Source organism: Pseudomonas sp. 15C, assembly GCF_055484735.1.
The window spans coordinates 12,257-29,821 of the sequence record NZ_JBUDGD010000061.1 but is presented as its reverse complement, the minus strand read 5'-3'; the positions used below and the strand labels follow the sequence as shown (position 1 = coordinate 29,821).

19 protein-coding genes are annotated in these 17,565 nt (G+C 58.5%); 7 read left to right on the top strand and 12 right to left on the bottom strand.

Annotation, left to right across the window (positions count from 1 at the left end; genetic code table 11):
* Nucleotides 1-118: 118 nt before the first annotated feature.
* Nucleotides 119-1,840, bottom strand: coding sequence for a bifunctional isocitrate dehydrogenase kinase/phosphatase (gene aceK / locus ACYYKW_RS22790; RefSeq protein ID WP_464991227.1), 1,722 nt, complete (start codon nucleotides 1,838-1,840; stop codon nucleotides 119-121).
* 206 nt (nucleotides 1,841-2,046) lie between these two features.
* Between aceK and ACYYKW_RS22785 the strand changes: the two genes are divergently transcribed.
* Entirely contained in the window at nucleotides 2,047-2,955 is a 909-nt protein-coding gene (locus ACYYKW_RS22785) for a DMT family transporter (RefSeq protein ID WP_464991226.1), read from the top strand.
* Between the two features lie 122 nt (nucleotides 2,956-3,077).
* On the opposite strand, the gene ACYYKW_RS22780 is transcribed toward ACYYKW_RS22785, so the two are convergent.
* Nucleotides 3,078-3,938: a DMT family transporter gene (locus tag ACYYKW_RS22780; RefSeq protein ID WP_464991225.1), complete on the bottom strand. Its 861-nt coding sequence runs from the start codon at nucleotides 3,936-3,938 to the stop codon at nucleotides 3,078-3,080.
* A gap of 547 nt (nucleotides 3,939-4,485) precedes the next feature.
* Between ACYYKW_RS22780 and ACYYKW_RS22775 the strand changes: the two genes are divergently transcribed.
* Together ACYYKW_RS22775 and ACYYKW_RS22770 are read left to right on the top strand one after the other, a co-directional pair.
* Entirely contained in the window at nucleotides 4,486-4,908 is a 423-nt protein-coding gene (locus ACYYKW_RS22775) for a hypothetical protein (protein ID WP_331717143.1), read from the top strand.
* 35 nt (nucleotides 4,909-4,943) lie between these two features.
* Nucleotides 4,944-5,105, top strand: a complete 162-nt coding sequence (locus ACYYKW_RS22770) for a hypothetical protein (protein WP_464991224.1) — start codon at nucleotides 4,944-4,946, stop codon at nucleotides 5,103-5,105.
* A gap of 50 nt (nucleotides 5,106-5,155) precedes the next feature.
* Here ACYYKW_RS22770 and ACYYKW_RS22765 read toward each other — a convergent pair whose 3' ends face one another.
* Together ACYYKW_RS22765 and cysK are read right to left on the bottom strand one after the other, a co-directional pair.
* Nucleotides 5,156-6,094: an aspartyl/asparaginyl beta-hydroxylase domain-containing protein gene (locus ACYYKW_RS22765; protein ID WP_464991223.1), complete on the bottom strand. Its 939-nt coding sequence runs from the start codon at nucleotides 6,092-6,094 to the stop codon at nucleotides 5,156-5,158.
* Between the two features lie 182 nt (nucleotides 6,095-6,276).
* Nucleotides 6,277-7,251, bottom strand: a complete 975-nt coding sequence (cysK, locus tag ACYYKW_RS22760) for a cysteine synthase A (protein ID WP_090282246.1) — start codon at nucleotides 7,249-7,251, stop codon at nucleotides 6,277-6,279.
* Nucleotides 7,252-7,391: 140 nt separating this feature from the next.
* Here cysK and ACYYKW_RS22755 point away from each other — a divergent pair, with 140 nt between their 5' ends.
* Nucleotides 7,392-8,468, top strand: coding sequence for a DUF748 domain-containing protein (locus ACYYKW_RS22755; protein ID WP_090282245.1), 1,077 nt, complete (start codon nucleotides 7,392-7,394; stop codon nucleotides 8,466-8,468).
* Here the strand turns inward: ACYYKW_RS22755 and ACYYKW_RS22750 are convergent.
* Both ACYYKW_RS22750 and ACYYKW_RS22745 read right to left on the bottom strand, forming a co-directional pair.
* Entirely contained in the window at nucleotides 8,465-8,962 is a 498-nt protein-coding gene (locus ACYYKW_RS22750) for a DUF2442 domain-containing protein (protein WP_093103715.1), read from the bottom strand. The two genes, ACYYKW_RS22755 and ACYYKW_RS22750, sit on opposite strands and share 4 nt — an antisense overlap.
* Nucleotides 8,950-9,180 (bottom strand): DUF4160 domain-containing protein, encoded by a 231-nt coding sequence (locus ACYYKW_RS22745; RefSeq protein ID WP_093103717.1) that lies wholly within the window; start codon nucleotides 9,178-9,180, stop codon nucleotides 8,950-8,952. The genes ACYYKW_RS22750 and ACYYKW_RS22745 overlap by 13 nt, the downstream gene beginning before the upstream one ends.
* A 199-nt stretch (nucleotides 9,181-9,379) precedes the next feature.
* On the opposite strand from ACYYKW_RS22745, the gene ACYYKW_RS22740 reads away from it, so the two are divergent.
* Both ACYYKW_RS22740 and ACYYKW_RS22735 read left to right on the top strand, forming a co-directional pair.
* On the top strand, nucleotides 9,380-10,225 hold the full coding sequence (locus ACYYKW_RS22740) for an AAA family ATPase (protein WP_007911294.1): 846 nt from the start codon (nucleotides 9,380-9,382) through the stop codon (nucleotides 10,223-10,225).
* A 12-nt stretch (nucleotides 10,226-10,237) separates the two neighbouring features.
* Nucleotides 10,238-11,416, top strand: a complete 1,179-nt coding sequence (locus ACYYKW_RS22735; RefSeq protein ID WP_007956512.1) for a vWA domain-containing protein — start codon at nucleotides 10,238-10,240, stop codon at nucleotides 11,414-11,416.
* A gap of 61 nt (nucleotides 11,417-11,477) precedes the next feature.
* Here the strand turns inward: ACYYKW_RS22735 and ACYYKW_RS22730 are convergent, their stop codons facing one another.
* The 5 genes from ACYYKW_RS22730 to ACYYKW_RS22710 form a co-directional block, all read right to left on the bottom strand.
* Nucleotides 11,478-11,999: a hypothetical protein gene (locus tag ACYYKW_RS22730; RefSeq protein WP_090282242.1), complete on the bottom strand. Its 522-nt coding sequence runs from the start codon at nucleotides 11,997-11,999 to the stop codon at nucleotides 11,478-11,480.
* 117 nt (nucleotides 12,000-12,116) lie between these two features.
* Nucleotides 12,117-13,034, bottom strand: coding sequence for a 5-oxoprolinase subunit C family protein (locus tag ACYYKW_RS22725; protein WP_093103726.1), 918 nt, complete (start codon nucleotides 13,032-13,034; stop codon nucleotides 12,117-12,119).
* A complete protein-coding gene (locus ACYYKW_RS22720) occupies nucleotides 13,031-13,735 on the bottom strand; it encodes a 5-oxoprolinase subunit B family protein (protein ID WP_464991222.1) in 705 nt (234 codons plus the stop codon). The genes ACYYKW_RS22725 and ACYYKW_RS22720 overlap by 4 nt, the downstream gene beginning before the upstream one ends.
* Nucleotides 13,732-14,484 (bottom strand): 5-oxoprolinase subunit PxpA, encoded by a 753-nt coding sequence (locus ACYYKW_RS22715; protein WP_464991221.1) that lies wholly within the window; start codon nucleotides 14,482-14,484, stop codon nucleotides 13,732-13,734. Before ACYYKW_RS22715 ends, ACYYKW_RS22720 begins: the two co-directional genes overlap by 4 nt.
* Before the next feature lie 62 nt (nucleotides 14,485-14,546).
* Nucleotides 14,547-15,833: an MFS transporter gene (locus ACYYKW_RS22710; protein WP_093103733.1), complete on the bottom strand. Its 1,287-nt coding sequence runs from the start codon at nucleotides 15,831-15,833 to the stop codon at nucleotides 14,547-14,549.
* A gap of 158 nt (nucleotides 15,834-15,991) precedes the next feature.
* On the opposite strand from ACYYKW_RS22710, the gene ACYYKW_RS22705 reads away from it, so the two are divergent.
* Complete coding sequence (locus ACYYKW_RS22705) at nucleotides 15,992-16,906, top strand: LysR family transcriptional regulator (RefSeq protein ID WP_464991220.1); 915 nt, start codon at nucleotides 15,992-15,994, stop codon at nucleotides 16,904-16,906.
* Nucleotides 16,907-17,012: 106 nt separating this feature from the next.
* Here ACYYKW_RS22705 and ACYYKW_RS22700 read toward each other — a convergent pair whose 3' ends face one another.
* The gene (locus ACYYKW_RS22700) at nucleotides 17,013-17,555 is read right to left on the bottom strand and encodes a DUF2937 family protein (protein ID WP_090282236.1); all 543 of its coding nucleotides are present in this window, start codon (nucleotides 17,553-17,555) and stop codon (nucleotides 17,013-17,015) included.
* Nucleotides 17,556-17,565 lie beyond the last annotated feature (10 nt).

The window sequence follows — 17,565 nt, the reverse complement described above, 5'->3', positions numbered from 1 at the left end:
GCCATCTCCTTCGCGATGAGCAATGTGTCTATTTAAAAGTGTCCACCATGTCTCCGAACATGTGTCTACCATGTGTCCGGTACATACAGGGAGAGGGCTGGGGTGAGGGTTCCAGGGTTTACTCGTTATCGAGGCCCTTGCGCCGATACGGGAAGACGTCAATGACTTTGCCGGCGCGAATCGCCTCTTGCAGGCTTTTCCAGTAATCGGCGTCATACAACTCGCCATGCAACTGATCGAACAATTTGCGCTGCCCGGCATCGGCAAACAGAAACGGCGGAAACTCCTCGGGAAACACGTCCAGCGGCCCGATCGAGTACCACGGTTCGGACGCCATTTCATCTTCCGGCGTGCGCGGCGCGGGGATGTGGCGGAAGTTGGCCTCAGTCAGGAAACAGATCTCGTCGTAGTCATAAAACACCACCCGCCCATGTCGGGTGACGCCGAAGTTTTTCAGCAGCATGTCGCCGGGGAAAATGTTCGCCGCCGCCAGTTGCTTGATCGCCAGACCGTAATCCTCCAGTGCCTCGCGCACCTGAGCCTCGTTGGCATTTTCCAGGTACAGGTTGAGCGGGGTCATGCGCCGCTCGGTCCAGCAGTGGCGGATCAGCACCGTGTCGCCCTCCACCGACACGGTCGAGGGCGCGACTTCGAGCAATTCCTGCAGACACGCCGGCTCGAACTTGCTCAGCGGAAAACGGAAGTCGGCGAATTCCTGGGTATCGGCCATGCGCCCTACCCGGTCGACACTTTTCACCAGTCGGTACTTCTCGATCACTGTCGCGCGGTCGACGTTTTTCGACGGTGAGAAACGGTCCTTGATGATTTTGAACACGGTGTTGAAACCCGGCAGGGTAAACACACTCATGACCATGCCGCGCACGCCCGGTGCCATGATGAACTGATCGTCGGTATTGGCCAGGTGATTGATCAGCGCGCGGTAAAACTCGGACTTGCCGTGCTTGTAGAAGCCGATCGAGGTGTACAGCTCGGCAATGTGTTTGCCCGGCAGAATGCGCCGCAGAAAACCGATGAACTCGGCCGGCACCGGCACGTCGACCATGAAATACGAACGGGTAAACGAGAAGATGATCGACACATCGGCTTCGTCGGTGATCAACGCATCGATCTGAATCCCCCGTCCTTCGCGGTGAAGCAACGGAATCACCAGCGGCCATTGCTCGTCGCGGGTGTAGATGCGCCCGACCAGATAAGCACCCTTGTTGCGGTACAGCACCGAGGAAAACAGCTCCACCGCCAGTTCCGGGTCCTTGCACACCCAGTCCGGCAGGTTTTCCCGCAGTTGTGCTTCGAGCCGATTGAGGTCGCCGGGCAGATCGGCGTAATCCTCGCTGAAGCGGAAGTCGGCGAAGATACTGGCAAGCATGCCCGACAGTTGGCCCTGCGGCTTGTAGGTGCGGGTCTGTGCGGCGCGGGCACGACGCAAGGTCGGCCGGGTGGTGTGGATGAACATGCAGCCATCGCTGATCAGGTCATGGCTGAACAGTCCGCAGAAAATCGAGTTGTACCAGGTCTCTGACAGCTCATCGTCGAAGCGCAGGTCGATCACACTGATGTAGGCGCTTTTGACCAGCGGCCAGCAACTGACATTCATCAACGTCTGTTCATCGAAATGCTCGCGCAGGCGCGCAACGGTTTCGCCGACCTTTTCCTCGTAGAGGCTGATCCGCGCCGCCGAGGCAGTCTGGGCTTCTTGCCAGCGGGCCTGCTCGAAACGCTCTCGGGCACCGTCGGTGATACGCCGGAAATGCTCGCGGTAATCGTCGAAGCCAGCGAGGATCATACGGGCGATGTCGGTGGCTGGCCATTGCTGCGGCATAGGTGAAACCTCGGCGCGAATTCGGTTCGCTTGAGCTTAGTCACGGAAAGGCTCACAGGAAAAGTGCAATTTCAGCCAAAACCGATACCGGCTTGCCCAACAAGCCCACTCGTGCTGGGTGATGCGAAATTAAATGCCCGATTAGCGGTTGCCATGGCCAGGGCACTCGGCAACACTCTCGTCCCGATCAAGGAAGGAGGCCCGCCGTGAGCCCTGTCGATGTTTTCCGCATGTTGTCGCTGGCCGCTATCTGGGGCGCGAGTTTTCTGTTCATGCGCATCATTGCGCCGGTGATCGGCACCATTCCAACCGGTTTTTTTCGCGTGTCGATTGCTGCCGCCGGCTTGCTGGTCATCCTCGGGCTGATGCGCGTCAGCTGGGATTTCAAAGGCAAACTGAAAACCGTGATGCTGCTGGGGGTGATCAACTCAGGCATTCCAGCAACGCTTTACTCGGTTGCAGCGCAAGTATTGCCGGCCGGTTATTCCGCGATCTTCAATGCCACCACGCCGTTGATGGGCGTGCTGATCGGCGGTTTGTTCTTCAGTGAAAAACTCACCGCGGCGAAACTGGGCGGAGTGTTTCTCGGGTTGTTCGGCGTCGGCGTTCTGACCCGCGCCGGCCCGGTGGCGTTCGACCTGCAACTGTTGATGGGCGCTGTTGCCTGTTTGCTCGCGACCACTTGCTATGGCTTCGCCGGGTTCCTCGCACGACGCTGGCTGGATCAGGCCGGCGGGCTGGACAGTCGCCTCTCGGCGCTGGGCAGCATGCTCGGGGCAACGTTGTTTCTACTGCCGCTATTCGGCTACAGCGTCATCACTGCACCGCCAGTGAGCTGGGGTGGCTGGCACGTCTGGCTGTCGCTGCTCGGTCTGGGCCTGGGTTGCACGGCATTTGCCTACATCATTTATTTCCGCCTGCTCAGCTCGATCGGCCCGGTGAAGTCGATGACCGTGACCTTCATGATCCCGCCGTTCGGGGTGTTGTGGGGGGCGTTGTTGCTGGATGAGCCGCTTTCAATGGCGCACGTGTATGGCGGGGTTCTGATTGCGCTGGCGTTGTGGCTGGTGTTGAAACCTGCGGTGGTGAAGCCGGCAGTGGTGGCTGATCGTTAATTGCGTTGGTGGCGAAGATCGCTGTCGCGAGCAGGCTCGCTCCAAGTTGAAATGCGTTCCCCCTGTAGGAGTGAGCCTGCTCGCGATGGCGACCGAACAGCCACCATCGCAACTGAAGGTCATTAATACTTACGAAACACAAACCCCAGACCAACAATAATCAACAACATCCCCAGCACACTCAACGCCGCCAGGCGATTGCCGAAAATCAGGTAATCCATCACCGCCGTCACCGCCGGTACCAGGTAAAACAGGCTGGTGACGTTGACCAGATTGCCCCGTGCGATCAAGCGATACAGCAACAGCGTCGCCAGCACCGAAACCACCAGTCCCATCCACAACACCGGCACGATAAACCCTGCCGTGTGTTCGAAATGGAACGGCTGGAAGGGCACGAATATCCCGCACAGCAACAGCCCGGCCAGATACTGCACCGGCAGTGTGCCGAGCGGATTGTCAGTGATGCGCTTCTGCATGATCGACCCCAGGGTCATGCTCGCCAGCGCCAGCAGACCGAACAGCATGCCGGCCCAGGACATCCCGGCCAGACCGATGCCTTGGTAAACCACCATGATCAACCCGGCCAGGCCTAGCGCCAGCCCGAACATCCGACTGGTCGAGCGCTGCCGTTCCATCAGCACCACGGTGAGAATCGGTTGCACGCCCATGATGGTCGCCATCACCCCCGGGGTGACTTTGCTGTTCAAGGCCAACAGATAAAAGATCTGATACGCCCCCAACAGCACCACACCGGTAGCGATCGCGAACAGCATCGGCTTGCCGCCCTTGGGCAACTTGAGCTTGAGCAGCGGCGCCAGCAGCACCAGCCCGCACAAGGCAATCGCAAAGCGGATCAGCAGAAAGGCGAAGGGTGACGCATGGGCCAACCCCCACTTGGAGAAGATCGCCCCGCTGCTCCACAGCAGAACGAACAGGCTCGTGGACGCCGCCGCGAGCGCGGATTGTTTCGAAAGGACAAACATGAATACCACCTGTAGTCAGGCACAAAGCCAACTCAGCCGAAGCTGAAATTCAGTAGGTTTTTCTGGCGGGCGCAGGGGTCAGCACAAACTGCCGATCAGCCCGAAACGCCAACGCCCGGCGGTGCTAGGACTACGCACACCGGCGCGCTACTGACAGGTGGGGGGTAATGGCTGATCTGCACAGGCTGCTGATTCCCGCACGGCACGACGCCAGCGTTGACCGCTGAATCGACTACCGCGTTGATGTGGGATGCAGGCATTGGTGCGGATCTCTTTGGAAGGAACGTGAGTCGTCTGATTCACGAGCGCCGACTATAACCAGCGCGGGACACAGATTGCAATGACTTGGGCAAAGGGCCGCTAGCGACAGTGCGGTGCCGGGTGATTAGGGTAATTGGCGGTGGCAACGGATTGTCAGGAGACATGGAATGCAAGAGATCACATGCCAAGGGAACGGACGTATTTGCGGTATCAGTTGTATCGGTCAGAGGCCAGGAAAAAGGCTGCTTACGCCACTCTCCAGATGCAGTCAACCTCAAGTGCAGACATGTCGAAAGTGCGCTTCGAACCTATCGATGCCCAAGCACTGGCGGCCTATGAAGCATGGCACGATTCAGTTTTTTCATGGGATGAGGTCGTCAGATGGAAAGCCCGAGAACCTTTATCGTTCGATATCGCGATCTGGTTCGAACAAGAGCTGTGCGGGCTGTGTTTTGCAAACCCGAACAATAGCCGTCAACGAGTTCGCATCGTGCGGCTAGAGGGAAGACCTGCGAAGGCTCACCCACTCAGAAACCGTATCGCAGCTCTGGCATTGATTGCTATCGATGAATTTGCCCGGATTATCGGCAGTCGCTTGATCGAAGTGCAGGAACCGATGCCGGGAGCGATTCCAATTTATCAGCAACTCGGCTTTGCCTTTGATCTGCAAGGTCGCCTTGTTCTTGCAGTGGAGAATCAAGTATCTTGAAAGCAGTTCAAATTTTGATCAATGAGGAAGGGAGTATGCGTAAAGTCATTAAAAGATCCCTGACCAAGAAGGCGTTGCCCAAGCCTGCAGGCGCGCTTGGAAGTCTCGCGTTATCCGCTAATCAACGTCGTTTTTTGCATGTTCTTGAAAACGGAACTGATCTGGACGAGCCCAGCGTGCTGGCCGGCCGCCCTTGAAGCAAAAAAAACCGCTCCCAGTGAGCGGTTTTTTATTGCCTGATCCAGCCTCAACCAAACAGCCAATACCCCAACAACGTCAACACAACCACCGCCAGCACCGGGCGCATCACGCGATAAGCCTTCGGATGACGGCGCTTCCATTGCTTGACCACGCCGCTAAACCTGTCGCTGAAGCGCTTGCTCCAGGCGTAAGCCTGATTGATCCCGCCGACGCGTTCGTCGTCAAGGTTCTGCGGTGCGGTGGCACGGCCGAGCCAGCCGCTGATGAAGCGGTTGATGCGGGTCATCAGGCGGTTGCTCAAAGGGCGCTCGATGTCGCAGAACAGGATCACGCGGGTCTGGTCGGTTTCGTTCTTGACCCAGTGCACATAGGTCTCGTCGAACATTACGTCTTCACCGTCACGCCAGGCGTAGACCTGACCGTCGACGAAGATCCGGCAATCGTCGGAGTTCGGCGTCGACAGGCCCAAGTGGTACCGCAGTGAACCGGCGAACGGGTCGCGATGCGGGTTGAGGTGACTGCCGCCCGGCAACAGCGCAAACATCGCGCCTTTGACGTTGGGAATCGCACTGACCAGCGCCACGGTTTTCGGACACAGGGTTTCGGCCGATGGCAGCGGTTTGTCGTACCACTTGAGGTAGAAACGCTTCCAGCCCTTCTTGAAGAACGAACCGAAACCGGCGTCGTTGTTCTTCTCTGCGGCGCGGATATAGCCTTCGTCGAACAGGTGCAACGCTTCGTCGCGAATGGTTTCCCAGTTATCGCGCAGCACATCCAGTTCCGGAAACTTGCTGCGATCCAGATACGGTTTCGACGGCACCCCGGAAAACAGGTACATCAAAGCGTTATACGGAGCGAATAACGCCGAGTGGTTGACGAACTGACGCAATACCGGCAAACGCGCCTTACCGCGCAAATGCACATAAAGCGTGCTGCCCAAAAACAGCAACAGCACAAACGCCTTGGCGGCAAACGAAACGGTCATCAACAAACTCCTTGAATAAAGACAACGCTGCGCATGCCTTTTACCCGGCATGGCAGCCGGCCATGATAAACACTACCGGCGCCGGGAAAAACCCGCCTGACAAGATTCAGTGTCAAGCGGTTCGCAACAAAGCATTTATTAGCACAGGGCACCTGAACCTTGGCTGACCTGCATCAATCTGCCTACTGCTGGTTCTCCTGCTCGGTGAACAAGTCGCTGAACAGCATGCTCGACAGATAACGCTCGCCGGAGTCCGGCAGCACCACAACAATGGTCTTGCCCTGCATTTCCGGCGTCTCTGCCAGACGCACCGCAACGGCCATCGCCGCACCGCAGGAAATTCCGCACAGAATCCCCTCTTCCTGCATCAAGCGCAGCGCCATGGCCTTGGACTCTTCGTCGGTCACCTGTTCCACCCGGTCGACCATCGACAGATCAAGGTTCTTTGGCACGAAACCGGCGCCGATCCCCTGAATCTTGTGCGGGCTCGGTTTGATCTCCTGACCGGCAAGGGCCTGAGTGATGACCGGCGATGACGTCGGTTCCACGGCCACCGAGATAATCGGTTTGCCAGCAGTGTTCTTGATATACCGCGAAACGCCGGTGATGGTTCCACCGGTACCGACGCCCGCGACCAGCACGTCGACCGCACCGTCGGTGTCGTTCCAGATTTCCGGGCCGGTGGTCTTCTCATGGATTGCCGGGTTCGCCGGGTTATCGAATTGCGCTGGCATGAAGTATTTGTCGGCATCGCTGGCGACGATCTCGGCCGCTTTTTCGATAGCGCCTTTCATGCCTTTGGCCGGTTCGGTCAGCACCAGTTCGGCACCCAGCGCCTTGAGCACCTTGCGCCGCTCGATGCTCATCGAGGCGGGCATGGTCAGCATGAGCTTGTAGCCCCGGGCTGCGGCGACGAAGGCCAGGCCGATACCGGTATTGCCCGATGTCGGCTCGACGATGGTCATGCCCGGTTTGAGTCTGCCGCTGCTTTCAGCGTCCCAGATCATGTTGGCGCCGATCCGGCATTTCACCGAATAACCGGGGTTGCGCCCCTCGATCTTGGCCAGAATGGTCACACCGCGCGGCGCAATGCGGTTGATCTGCACCAGCGGTGTATTACCGATGGAATGGGCGTTATCAGCAAAAATACGGCTCATTGGCTGGGTCCTTGTGCAGCGTTGAATTCAGCCTTCCACGGTAAGCCTGTTGCACATCACAGTCCAGTCGGGTCGAACGTCTGCGAACGCCGAGAGTCAATCGCAAAGAATCCTCAAGGACCTTATTCAGGAACCCTGCCATGAAGCGTCGTTACAGTTGGCCCCTATGGACCTTCGCGGGCGTCGTTGTACTGCTGCTGGCGGTGCATTTTGCCTTGCCGTATGTAGTGCGCGACTACCTCAATGACAAACTCGCCGACATGGGCGATTACCGCGGTCAAATCACCGATGTTGACCTTGCCTTGTGGCGCGGCGCCTACAAAATCAATGGCCTGAAAATCGTCAAGGTCGACGGCAAGGTACCGGTGCCGTTCGTCGATGCCCCATTGATCGATCTGTCGGTGAGCTGGCACTCACTGTGGTACGACCATGCCGTGGTCGCGCAGGTGCAATTTCTCAACCCCGAAATCAACTTTGTCGATGGTGGCGCCAACAAACAGAACTCCCAGACCGGTCAAGGCACCGACTGGCGTGAGCAACTGGGCAAACTGCTGCCAATTACCCTCGACGAGGTGCAGATCAACGATGGCCGCATCACCTTCCGCAACTTCAACTCCAAGCCGCCGGTGAACATGAATGCGAGCAAGGTCAATGCGAGCATCTACAACCTGACCAACGTTGTCGACAAGGAAGGCAAACGCGATGCTCTTTTCGAAGGCAAGGCCCTGCTGCTGGGGCATGCCCCCGTCGAAGTGACCGCTACTTTCGATCCGCTGAGTGACTTCGAAGATTTCGAATTCCGCCTGCGCGCGCGCGACATCGAGCTCAAACGCATGAACGATTTCGCCGCAGCTTATGGCAAATTCGACTTCAACGCCGGCCACGGCGATGTGGTTATCGAAGCCAAGGCAGACAATGCGCGGCTGACCGGTTACATCAAACCGTTGCTGCGCGACGTTGACGTGTTCAACTGGCAGCAGGACGTGGAAAACAAGAACAAGGGCATTTTCCGCTCGATCTGGGAAGCGCTGGTCGGTGGCACCGAAACCGTGCTGAAAAACCAGAACAAAAACCAGTTCGCCACCCGCGTCGAACTCAGTGGCAATGTGCATCAGCAGAACATCAACGCATTCGAAGCGTTTCTACAGATTTTGCGCAACGGCTTCATTCAGGCATTCAACGCCCGTTATGAGCGGCCGAAGCCGGACGAGGGTTAAGGTTTACGGTTGACGATATAACGACCGCTATCTTCTGCTGCAATGGTCGACTGCTGTTGCAGCGAATCCCAGCCCAGACAAGCCAGCGCGAGCGAACGAGGCACGGCCTCGCGACCATTGCTGTAACGGCTGATGCTGCGAGCACTGACGCCCAGTGCTTCGGCGGCCTGCTGAAGTGATAGTCCCGTTCGGGCACGCCAGTCAATGAAGATCCGGGTGTTTTCGTCCAGGGCATTCTGTGCCAGCGCGTCCATATAAAGGGTGTCTGCGCCGATCTGTATATCCGGTTCCAGCCATTCAACCGTCCACCCGTCCTCGTCTAGCGTCGCAGTCGCGAACACATCGCTATCCAGCAACGGTCGTAGCCCCGGAAATCCACGAATGTCTCGTCCCAGATCGAGCGTCAGTTGCTGGCCATCAGTGAACGTCAATGCCAGGCGGAAATCCGGCAGCGCTCTCACGGCAGCCAGACGAGGCCGCTTCATGGATAACATTGTTTCCAGTCCTCCAATAATTGCGCCTGATGTGTGGCTACCCATGCGAGGGCCTCCTTGACAATCAGCGGCGGTGCCTTACCCATCATCACTTCAATGGTCTCCAGGCTCAGCATCACATCAACGCCGCCACCGGTAAGGTGAACGTGAGGCGGTGGGTGATCCTTTTCCCGTAGCTGAATTCGGTATTTATCGCGAAATCGATATTTAGTAGACATGCCGCAAGGCTATCGCCAAATCGGCGATACCCGAATACTGGCCATCAGCCGAGACTGAGTCAACATGTGACGCCCCATTCAGAGACTGAATACGCCGTCTGCGTTCACAGTCGACCGGGCTGCGCGTTATAGTCGGGCATCCGATTATTTCGCCCACGCCCTGCCCGTCAGGTCCGCGTTACCGTTCGAGGATTAGCAGATGAAGTTCGAAGGCACCCAGGCCTACGTCGCCACCGATGACCTGAAGCTGGCGGTCAACGCCGCCATCACCCTGGAGCGGCCGCTGCTGGTCAAGGGCGAACCGGGGACCGGCAAGACCATGCTCGCCGAGCAACTGGCCGAGTCGTTTGGCGCGAAGTTGATCACCTGGCACATCAAGTCCACCACCAAGGCCCATCAGGGTCTGTATGAATACGATGCGGTCAGCCGCCTGCGTGATTCGCAACTGGGCAATGAAAAAGTCCATGACGTGCGCAACTACTTGAAAAAGGGCAAGCTCTGGGAAGCGTTCGAGTCCGAGGAGCGGGTGATTCTGCTGATCGACGAAATCGACAAGGCCGACATCGAGTTCCCGAATGACTTGCTGCAAGAACTCGACAAGATGGAGTTCTACGTTTACGAGATCGACGAGACCATCAAGGCAAAGAAACGCCCGATCATCATCATTACGTCCAACAACGAGAAAGAGCTGCCGGATGCCTTCCTGCGCCGCTGCTTCTTCCACTACATTGCCTTCCCCGACCGCACCACCCTGCAGAAGATCGTCGATGTGCATTATCCGGATATCAAGAAAGATCTGGTCAGCGAAGCGCTGGATGTATTTTTCGACGTGCGCAAAGTACCGGGCCTGAAGAAGAAGCCGTCCACCTCGGAACTGGTCGACTGGCTGAAACTGCTGATGGCCGACAACATTGGCGAAGCGGTACTGCGCGAGCGCGATCCGACCAAAGCCATTCCGCCGCTGGCAGGCGCACTGGTGAAGAACGAACAGGACGTGCAACTGCTGGAGCGTCTGGCGTTCATGAGCCGGCGCGGCACCCGCTAAGAGGCTGCTGCCATGTTGCTCAATCTGTTCAATGAAATGCGCGCAGCGAAAGTACCGGTGTCAGTGCGTGAACTGCTCGACCTGATCAACGCGCTGAAACAGCGCGTAACCTTCGCTGACATGGACGAGTTCTATTACCTGTCGCGAGCGATTCTGGTCAAGGACGAACGTCATTTCGACAAGTTTGACCGGGCCTTCGGCGCCTATTTCAATGGTCTGGAAAAGCTCGACGATCACTTGCAGGCGCTGATTCCCGAAGACTGGCTGCGCAAGGAATTCGAGCGTTCGCTGACTGACGAAGAACGTGCGCAGATCCAGTCCCTTGGCGGCCTGGACAAACTGATAGAAGAATTCAAGAAGCGTCTGGAAGAACAGAAGGAACGCCACGCCGGCGGCAACAAATGGATCGGCACCGGTGGCACCAGCCCGTTCGGCTCCGGTGGTTTCAACCCCGAAGGCATTCGTGTCGGCGATGCCGGCAAGCGTCAGGGCAAAGCGGTCAAGGTCTGGGATCAGCGCGAATACAAGAACCTCGATGATTCGGTGGAGCTGGGGACGCGCAACATCAAGGTCGCCTTGCGTCGCTTGCGCAAGTTTGCTCGCCAGGGTGCGGCGGAAGAACTCGACATTGATGGCACCATCGACCACACCGCCAAGGACGCCGGCCTGCTGAATATCCAGATGCGGCCGGAGCGACGCAACACCGTCAAGCTGTTGCTGCTGTTCGACATCGGCGGCTCGATGGACGCCCATGTAAAGATCTGCGAAGAATTGTTCTCGGCCTGCAAGACCGAGTTCAAGCATCTGGAGTATTTCTATTTCCACAACTTCATTTATGAATCGGTGTGGAAGAACAACATGCGCCGTACTTCCGAGCGCACCTCGACGCAGGATCTGCTGCACAAGTACGGGGCCGACTACAAAGTGATCTTCATCGGCGACGCCGCCATGGCGCCTTATGAAATCACCCAGGCCGGCGGCAGCGTCGAGCACTGGAACGAAGAGCCGGGCTATGTCTGGATGCAGCGTTTCATGGAGAAGTACAAGAAACTCATCTGGATCAACCCGTATCCGAAAGATACCTGGGGCTATACCTCGTCGACCAATATCGTGCGCGATCTGATCGAGGATCAGATGTATCCGCTGACGCTGCGCGGGCTTGAGGAAGGCATGCGTTTTTTGTCGAAGTGACGCGAAAAAAGGCGATCAGCGCACTGGCTGTCGCCTTTCCCGTTACCTATCTGGCACAGACTTACCAACCCAGTTTTACATAGGCCTCGCAAAGTCTGTCCATGAAGCCCCGGTCCAGGGTTTTACAAACAGGCGGCGGGGGCACACCGCGCCTTTTGGCTTCCTGCACCACTTCCTTCCAGCGTTGAGCTTCGCGTTCCAGGCGTTTGGACTTTTCCTGGCGGGTTTCCGGTGTAATCAGCATTTCGTGCTGCTTCTTCCCGTCTGCGGCAAAAAAACCAACCCGGACGCTGCCGGCCTCAGCCAGCAGTTCCATGGACTTGCCGTTTTGATCAGCGCGGTGATGGTTGTCAAACATGCGTTGCATATCGGAACAGGTTTTGGCCAGAAACCGTTCGATCGAGGCAGTCAGTCCGTCGCGATCGGCTTCGTCACTTTGCAGTCTTTGCACATGACCAAAACGGCTGATACTCGCTTTGTAGACGACCTTGTCCTCGGCACGGTCATGGAACTCAACGATCCGGCTTTCGACATTGGCGACGCCTTCAAGCCTGACCTGATAACCCAACTTCATATATCGCATCTGCAACTTCCTTGTGAGAGATGAAGCCCCATAGTTTCATAGCCTCACAACAACTGATGTAGGACGATGCACTCGGCCGAAAGGAAGCGTCTGGATTCCAGGTACGAACCACACGCGTTACAAGTAGGATCCGAGATAGTTCTGGTGTGTCTTCCAGGCATCTTCCTGCAATACGGGTCTGAATCGCAGATTGGCGCCCGGCAGGTATTGCGCCAGCCGGGCCAGCGCCAGCGGCGTCAACGCGCCCAAGCGTGGATAACCGCCGATCGTCTGCCGGTCGTTGAGCAACACGATCGGTTGCCCGTCTGGCGGCACTTGCACGGCTCCCAACGGAATGCCCTCGGAAATCATCGGCAAGCCCTGGTACGCCAGGGTCTTGCCGAGCAAACGAATGCCCATGCGATCAGCGCGGGTGTCGAGGGTCCAGACCGTGTTGAACACATCGAACAGACTCTGCCCGCTGAACTGGCCGATCTGTGCGCCGAGCACCAGATCCAGCGGTTTATGTGATCGCAGGTCAGGTTGACGCTGGCGGGGCACTTCACGCATTGGCCGGGATGGCCCGTGATAGTCCAGCGTCGCACCCTTGGCCAGCGGCAACCCCATGCCATCGAGACCGCCGAGTTCTTCACGCACCACGGTCGCAGTGCTGCCGAGCACTTTCGGCGCCACAAACCCGCCGGGTGCTGCCAGATAAGCCCGGGCACCGAGCAAAGGTTGCGTGAGCTGTAAAGTCTGCCCTTTATCCAATTTGAAACTGCGCCACGGCGCCAGTGGCTGGCCGTCGATCTGCGCGCCAAGATCCGCGCCCGCCAATGCCAGGCAACACGTTTGCTCAGCCACTAAAGCAAAGCCGCCGAGGGTGATTTCAACCACCGTGGCGTCCAGCGCATTGCCCAGCAACCAGTTGGCCCAGCTCATCGAACACCAATCCGCCGCGCCACCCTGCGTCACGCCCAGATGCCGCACGCCAAAGCGCCCGGCGTCCTGCAACAGACACAGCGGCGTGCTCGCACTAATCGTCAGTCGGCTCATGCCAGCGCCTCCAACGGTGTGTCGTCACCGCCCAGGTTGATGAATTCGGCATGGCTGACCGCTTCGAAGCGCACCGTATCGCCGGGTTGCATCAGGCTGTAGCCATCGCGATCACGGTCGAACAGTCGTGCCGGCGTGCGCCCGATCAGGTTCCAGCCACCGGGAGATACCACCGGATAGGCGGCGGTCTGGCGCTCGGCGATACCGACGCTGCCGGCCGCGACTTTCTTGCGCGGGGTATTCAAACGTGGTGCGGCGAGCACTTCTTCAACCAGGCCCATAAAGGCAAACCCCGGTGCAAAGCCGAGCGCGAACACCTGATACTCGCGTGCGCTGTGGCGGCGGATCACTTCTTCCACCGCCAGCCCACTGCGCTCGGCAAGCAGACGCAGTTCCGGGCCAACGCTCAAGTCATACCAGACTGGCAGCACATGGCATTGGCCAGCGGCGCGCGCATTCGGCGACAGGTCGACCAGCGCTACGGCGATCAACTCGCGCGCTTGCGCCGGGCTCAATGCGCTCAGGTCGTAATGCACCATCAGCGTGGTATACGACGGCACCAGATCGATCAGATGCCCGGCGAAGACTGCGCGCAAACGCTCGCTGGCGGCGAGCATCCACGACATGTTGGATTCGGCGATTTCATCAAACAGACGCAGCATCAGGCAATCCAGTGCTACCACTTCAACCCTGGGATTCATGGCGCACTCAGCTGATTCAAGGCCTCACGGATGCGCTGGACGGCGGCCACCGAACTGGCGTTGTCCCCGTGTACGCAAAGGGTATTGGCGTGCAGGCGCAAGGCACTGCCGTCGCTGGCGGTGAGGTTGTCGCCACGGGCAATGGTCAGCGCTTGCGCGACAATTGTTTCGCCATCGTGGTGCACCGCGCCCGGCAGTTGTCGCGAGACCAGCCGGCCGGCGCTGTCATAGGCTCGGTCGGCAAAAGCTTCGAACCACAGGGTCACACCGAATTCATCGCCGATCCGCTGCGCCGCTGCGTTGCCACGCGTGGCCATCAGCATCAACGGCAGGCTGCGATCATAGGCCGCTATCGCCTGAATCACTGCGCGCAACTGCGCCGGGTTGGCCATCATGTCGTTGTACATCGCGCCGTGGGGCTTGACGTAACTGACCCGCGCGCCCTGCGCCTGGCAAATGCCGTCGAGAGCGCCGATCTGGTAATGCAGGATGTCCTGCAGATCTTCTGCGGAATAGGCCATGGAGCGCCGGCCGAAGCCCACAAGATCCTGATAGGCCGGATGCGCACCGATCTGCACACCATGGCTCAAGGCCAGGCTGACCGTTTTGCGCATGATGCCCGGATCGCCGGCGTGAAAGCCGCAGGCCACGTTGGCGCAATCGATGAAAGGCATGACCTCGGCGTCCAGACCCATGGTCCAGCTACCGAAGCTCTCGCCAATGTCGCAATTCAAAAGCAGGCGGTTCACGGTGAACACTCCTGTAGGTGCTGATCTTTTTATCTGTAGGACTTTGCCTGGCAGGTTATCAGTTACTGCGCGTCGAGTTGCTTGCCACGGGTTTCCGGCAGGCTCAGCGCGGCGATTATCACCACGCCATACGACACCGCCGCGAACGCACCAATACCTACGCTCAACGGCACCTTCTGGCTGAGCAGGCCGATCAACAGCGGAAACAGTGCCGCCAATGCGCGGCCAATGTTGTAGCAGAAGCCCTGCCCGGATCCGCGAATACGGGTAGGAAACAGTTCAGTGAGAAACGCACCCATACCGCTGAAAATCCCTGAAGCGAAAAAGCCCAGTGGAAAGCCCAGCCAAAGCATTACCCCGTTGCTCACTGGCATCTGCGTATAAAGCAGAACGATGGTGAACGAGCCGACCGCGAACAGGATGAAATTCTTTTTGCGCCCCAGCAGGTCGGTCAGATAGGCGCTGATCACATAGCCGACGTAAGAACCGACAATCACCATCGCCAGATAGCCGCCCGTACCTAACACGCTCAAGCCGCGCTCGTTTTTCAAAAAGGTCGGCAGCCAAGAGGTAATCGCGTAGTAACCGCCGAGGGCGCCGGTGGTCAGCAACGAAGCGCGGAACGTGGTGAACAGCATGCCCGGGGCGAAAATCTCGTAGAACTTCGCCGGATTGTCCGGCGTTTGCGCCGCTTTGGCCTCGCGGTAGATCTCCGGATCTTTCACCAGACGCCGCACGAAAATCACGAAAACCGCCGGCACGATGCCGAGGATGAACAGTGCGCGCCAGGCGTCTTCCGGTGGCAACAGCGAAAACAGCACGGCATAGAGAATCGCCGTCAGGCCCCAGCCCAATGCCCAGCCGGACTGCACCATGCCCACCGCCTTGCCGCGGTCTTTGGCGCGGATCACCTCGCCGATCAGCACCGCGCCCGCGGTCCATTCGCCGCCGAAACCGAAGCCCATCAAGGTGCGCGCGATCAACAACTGTTCGTAGTTTTGCGCGAAGCCACAAAGAAAAGTGAAGAAGGCGAACCACAACACCGTCAGTTGCAAGGTGCGCACTCGGCCGATGCGGTCGGAGAGAATACCGGCGACCCAGCCGCCAATGGCCGAGGCGATCAAGGTGCTGGTGTGAATCAGCCCCGCTTCGCCGGTGCTGATGCCCCACATCGCGATCAGGGTCGGCACGACGAAACTGAGCATCTGCGTGTCCATGCCATCGAGGCCATAGCCGATCTTGCAGCTCCAGAAGGTGCGGCGCTCCTGCTGGTTGATATTGCGATACCAGTCAAACGGCCCCGGACGTGCCGCAGGCGTGGATAAAGGGAGGGTGTCGGGAGCACTCATGGCAAATCTCCGCAGGTTTTTATTGGTCTTGTTCGAAGCTCCGACGAGGCCTATCGTGGGAACCGCATGCGCCGATTTTTCGCCGCACGGCGCTTGTGCGTCCAACGAATAAAAACCCGCCTTAGGCATAAGAAAAAATTGTCACCCGAGCCTTGCCCATGAACCTGAAGTTTCTCGAAACCTTTGTCTGGGTCGCCCGACTGAAGAGTTTTCGCCTGACCGCCGACAAGCTGTTCACCACGCAGGCGTCGATCTCCAGCCGCATCGCGGTGCTCGAAGGCGAGCTAGGGGTGAAGCTGTTTTTGCGTGATTCGCGCGGCGTGAGCCTGACGCCCGAAGGCCTGAAAGTGCTCGACTATGCTGAGCAGATGCTCGACACCATGGCGGCACTGAAACAGTCGATCGAGACCCGCTCGAGCAAGATCGGCCGGGTGCGCATCGGTGTGATGGACACGGTGATCCACACCTGGCTCAGCCCGTTGGTGGCGCAGATGACCGATCTGTATCCACGGGTAGAAATCGAATTGGTCGCGGATACGGCGCTGAACCTCTGCGATCAACTGCAAAAAGGCTTTCTCGACATCATTCTGCAGACTGATCTGATCCGCCACGAAAGCGTGCGCAGTCTGGAACTGGCCAGCCATCCGCTGGGCTGGATAGTCGCCCGCCAGTCGATCTACCACCGCGACTACGCCGACCTCGCCGAACTGGCGCAGGAACGCATCATCACTTATTCGAAGAACTCGCGGCCGCATCAGGACTTGCTGGCGTTGATGCAGGCCAATGGTGTGTTGGCGCCACGCCTGAACTGTGTGAATTCGGTGTCGGCGATCACGCGACTGTTGCGCGACGGATTTGGTATCGGTGTGCTGCCACCGGTGTTGGTGGCCGAAGAGTTGGCGCGGGGGGATTTGATCCTGTTGAATATTGATCACCGACCGCCGGATTTGCCGGTGGTGGTGTCGTGGCGGATCGGGGTTGAGTGGGTCGAGGAGATTGTGACGTTGTGTCGGCAGGTGTTGGCGGACTATGCGCGCAAGGTGGGCAAGGACTGCATAAATCTCACGTCATGATCGTTCCCACGCTCTGCGTGGGAATACCTCCACGGACGCACCGCGTTCGGCTTGAAAGGGACGCAGAGCGTCCCGGGCTGCATTCCCACGCAGAGCGTGGGAACGATCAAAGGCCGCGCACGTCGCGGTCTTCGATCGGTCGGCTCTGGCGCAGGCGTCGGCCGCCAAGCACCACCCAGTCAATCAGGCGGAACAGGCATTCGATGCCGAACGACAGCAGCAGCGCACCACTCATGCCCCAGATCATCGCCTCCGGGGTCAGCAGAATCTGATAGCTGTAGCCGTTCCAGGTTTCCTTGCGAATGTCCGGATCGGCGGCCAGCACCACTTGCAGAAAGCGGATGTACCACGGCCCTTGCATCGCCTGGAACTGTTTATCCAGCGCAACCTGACGGGTGAGCAAGGTGTTCAGGCTGTCGGCATCGCTGCGGAATATCGGGTCTTCGCTGGCGCGGTAATGCGCGACCAGTGCCTGCATGTCACCTTTGAAGAACTGATCGGCGGTGCCCTGGAAGCCACGCAGACCGGTCTGCGCTTCGATCAGATGTGCTTCGACACGCTGGGCGTAATCGTTGATGAACCCCGGCACCTGGACACCGATCAACAGGCCCGCCGCAAACAACACCAGCCGTACATAACTGAGCAACATGAGGTGCAAT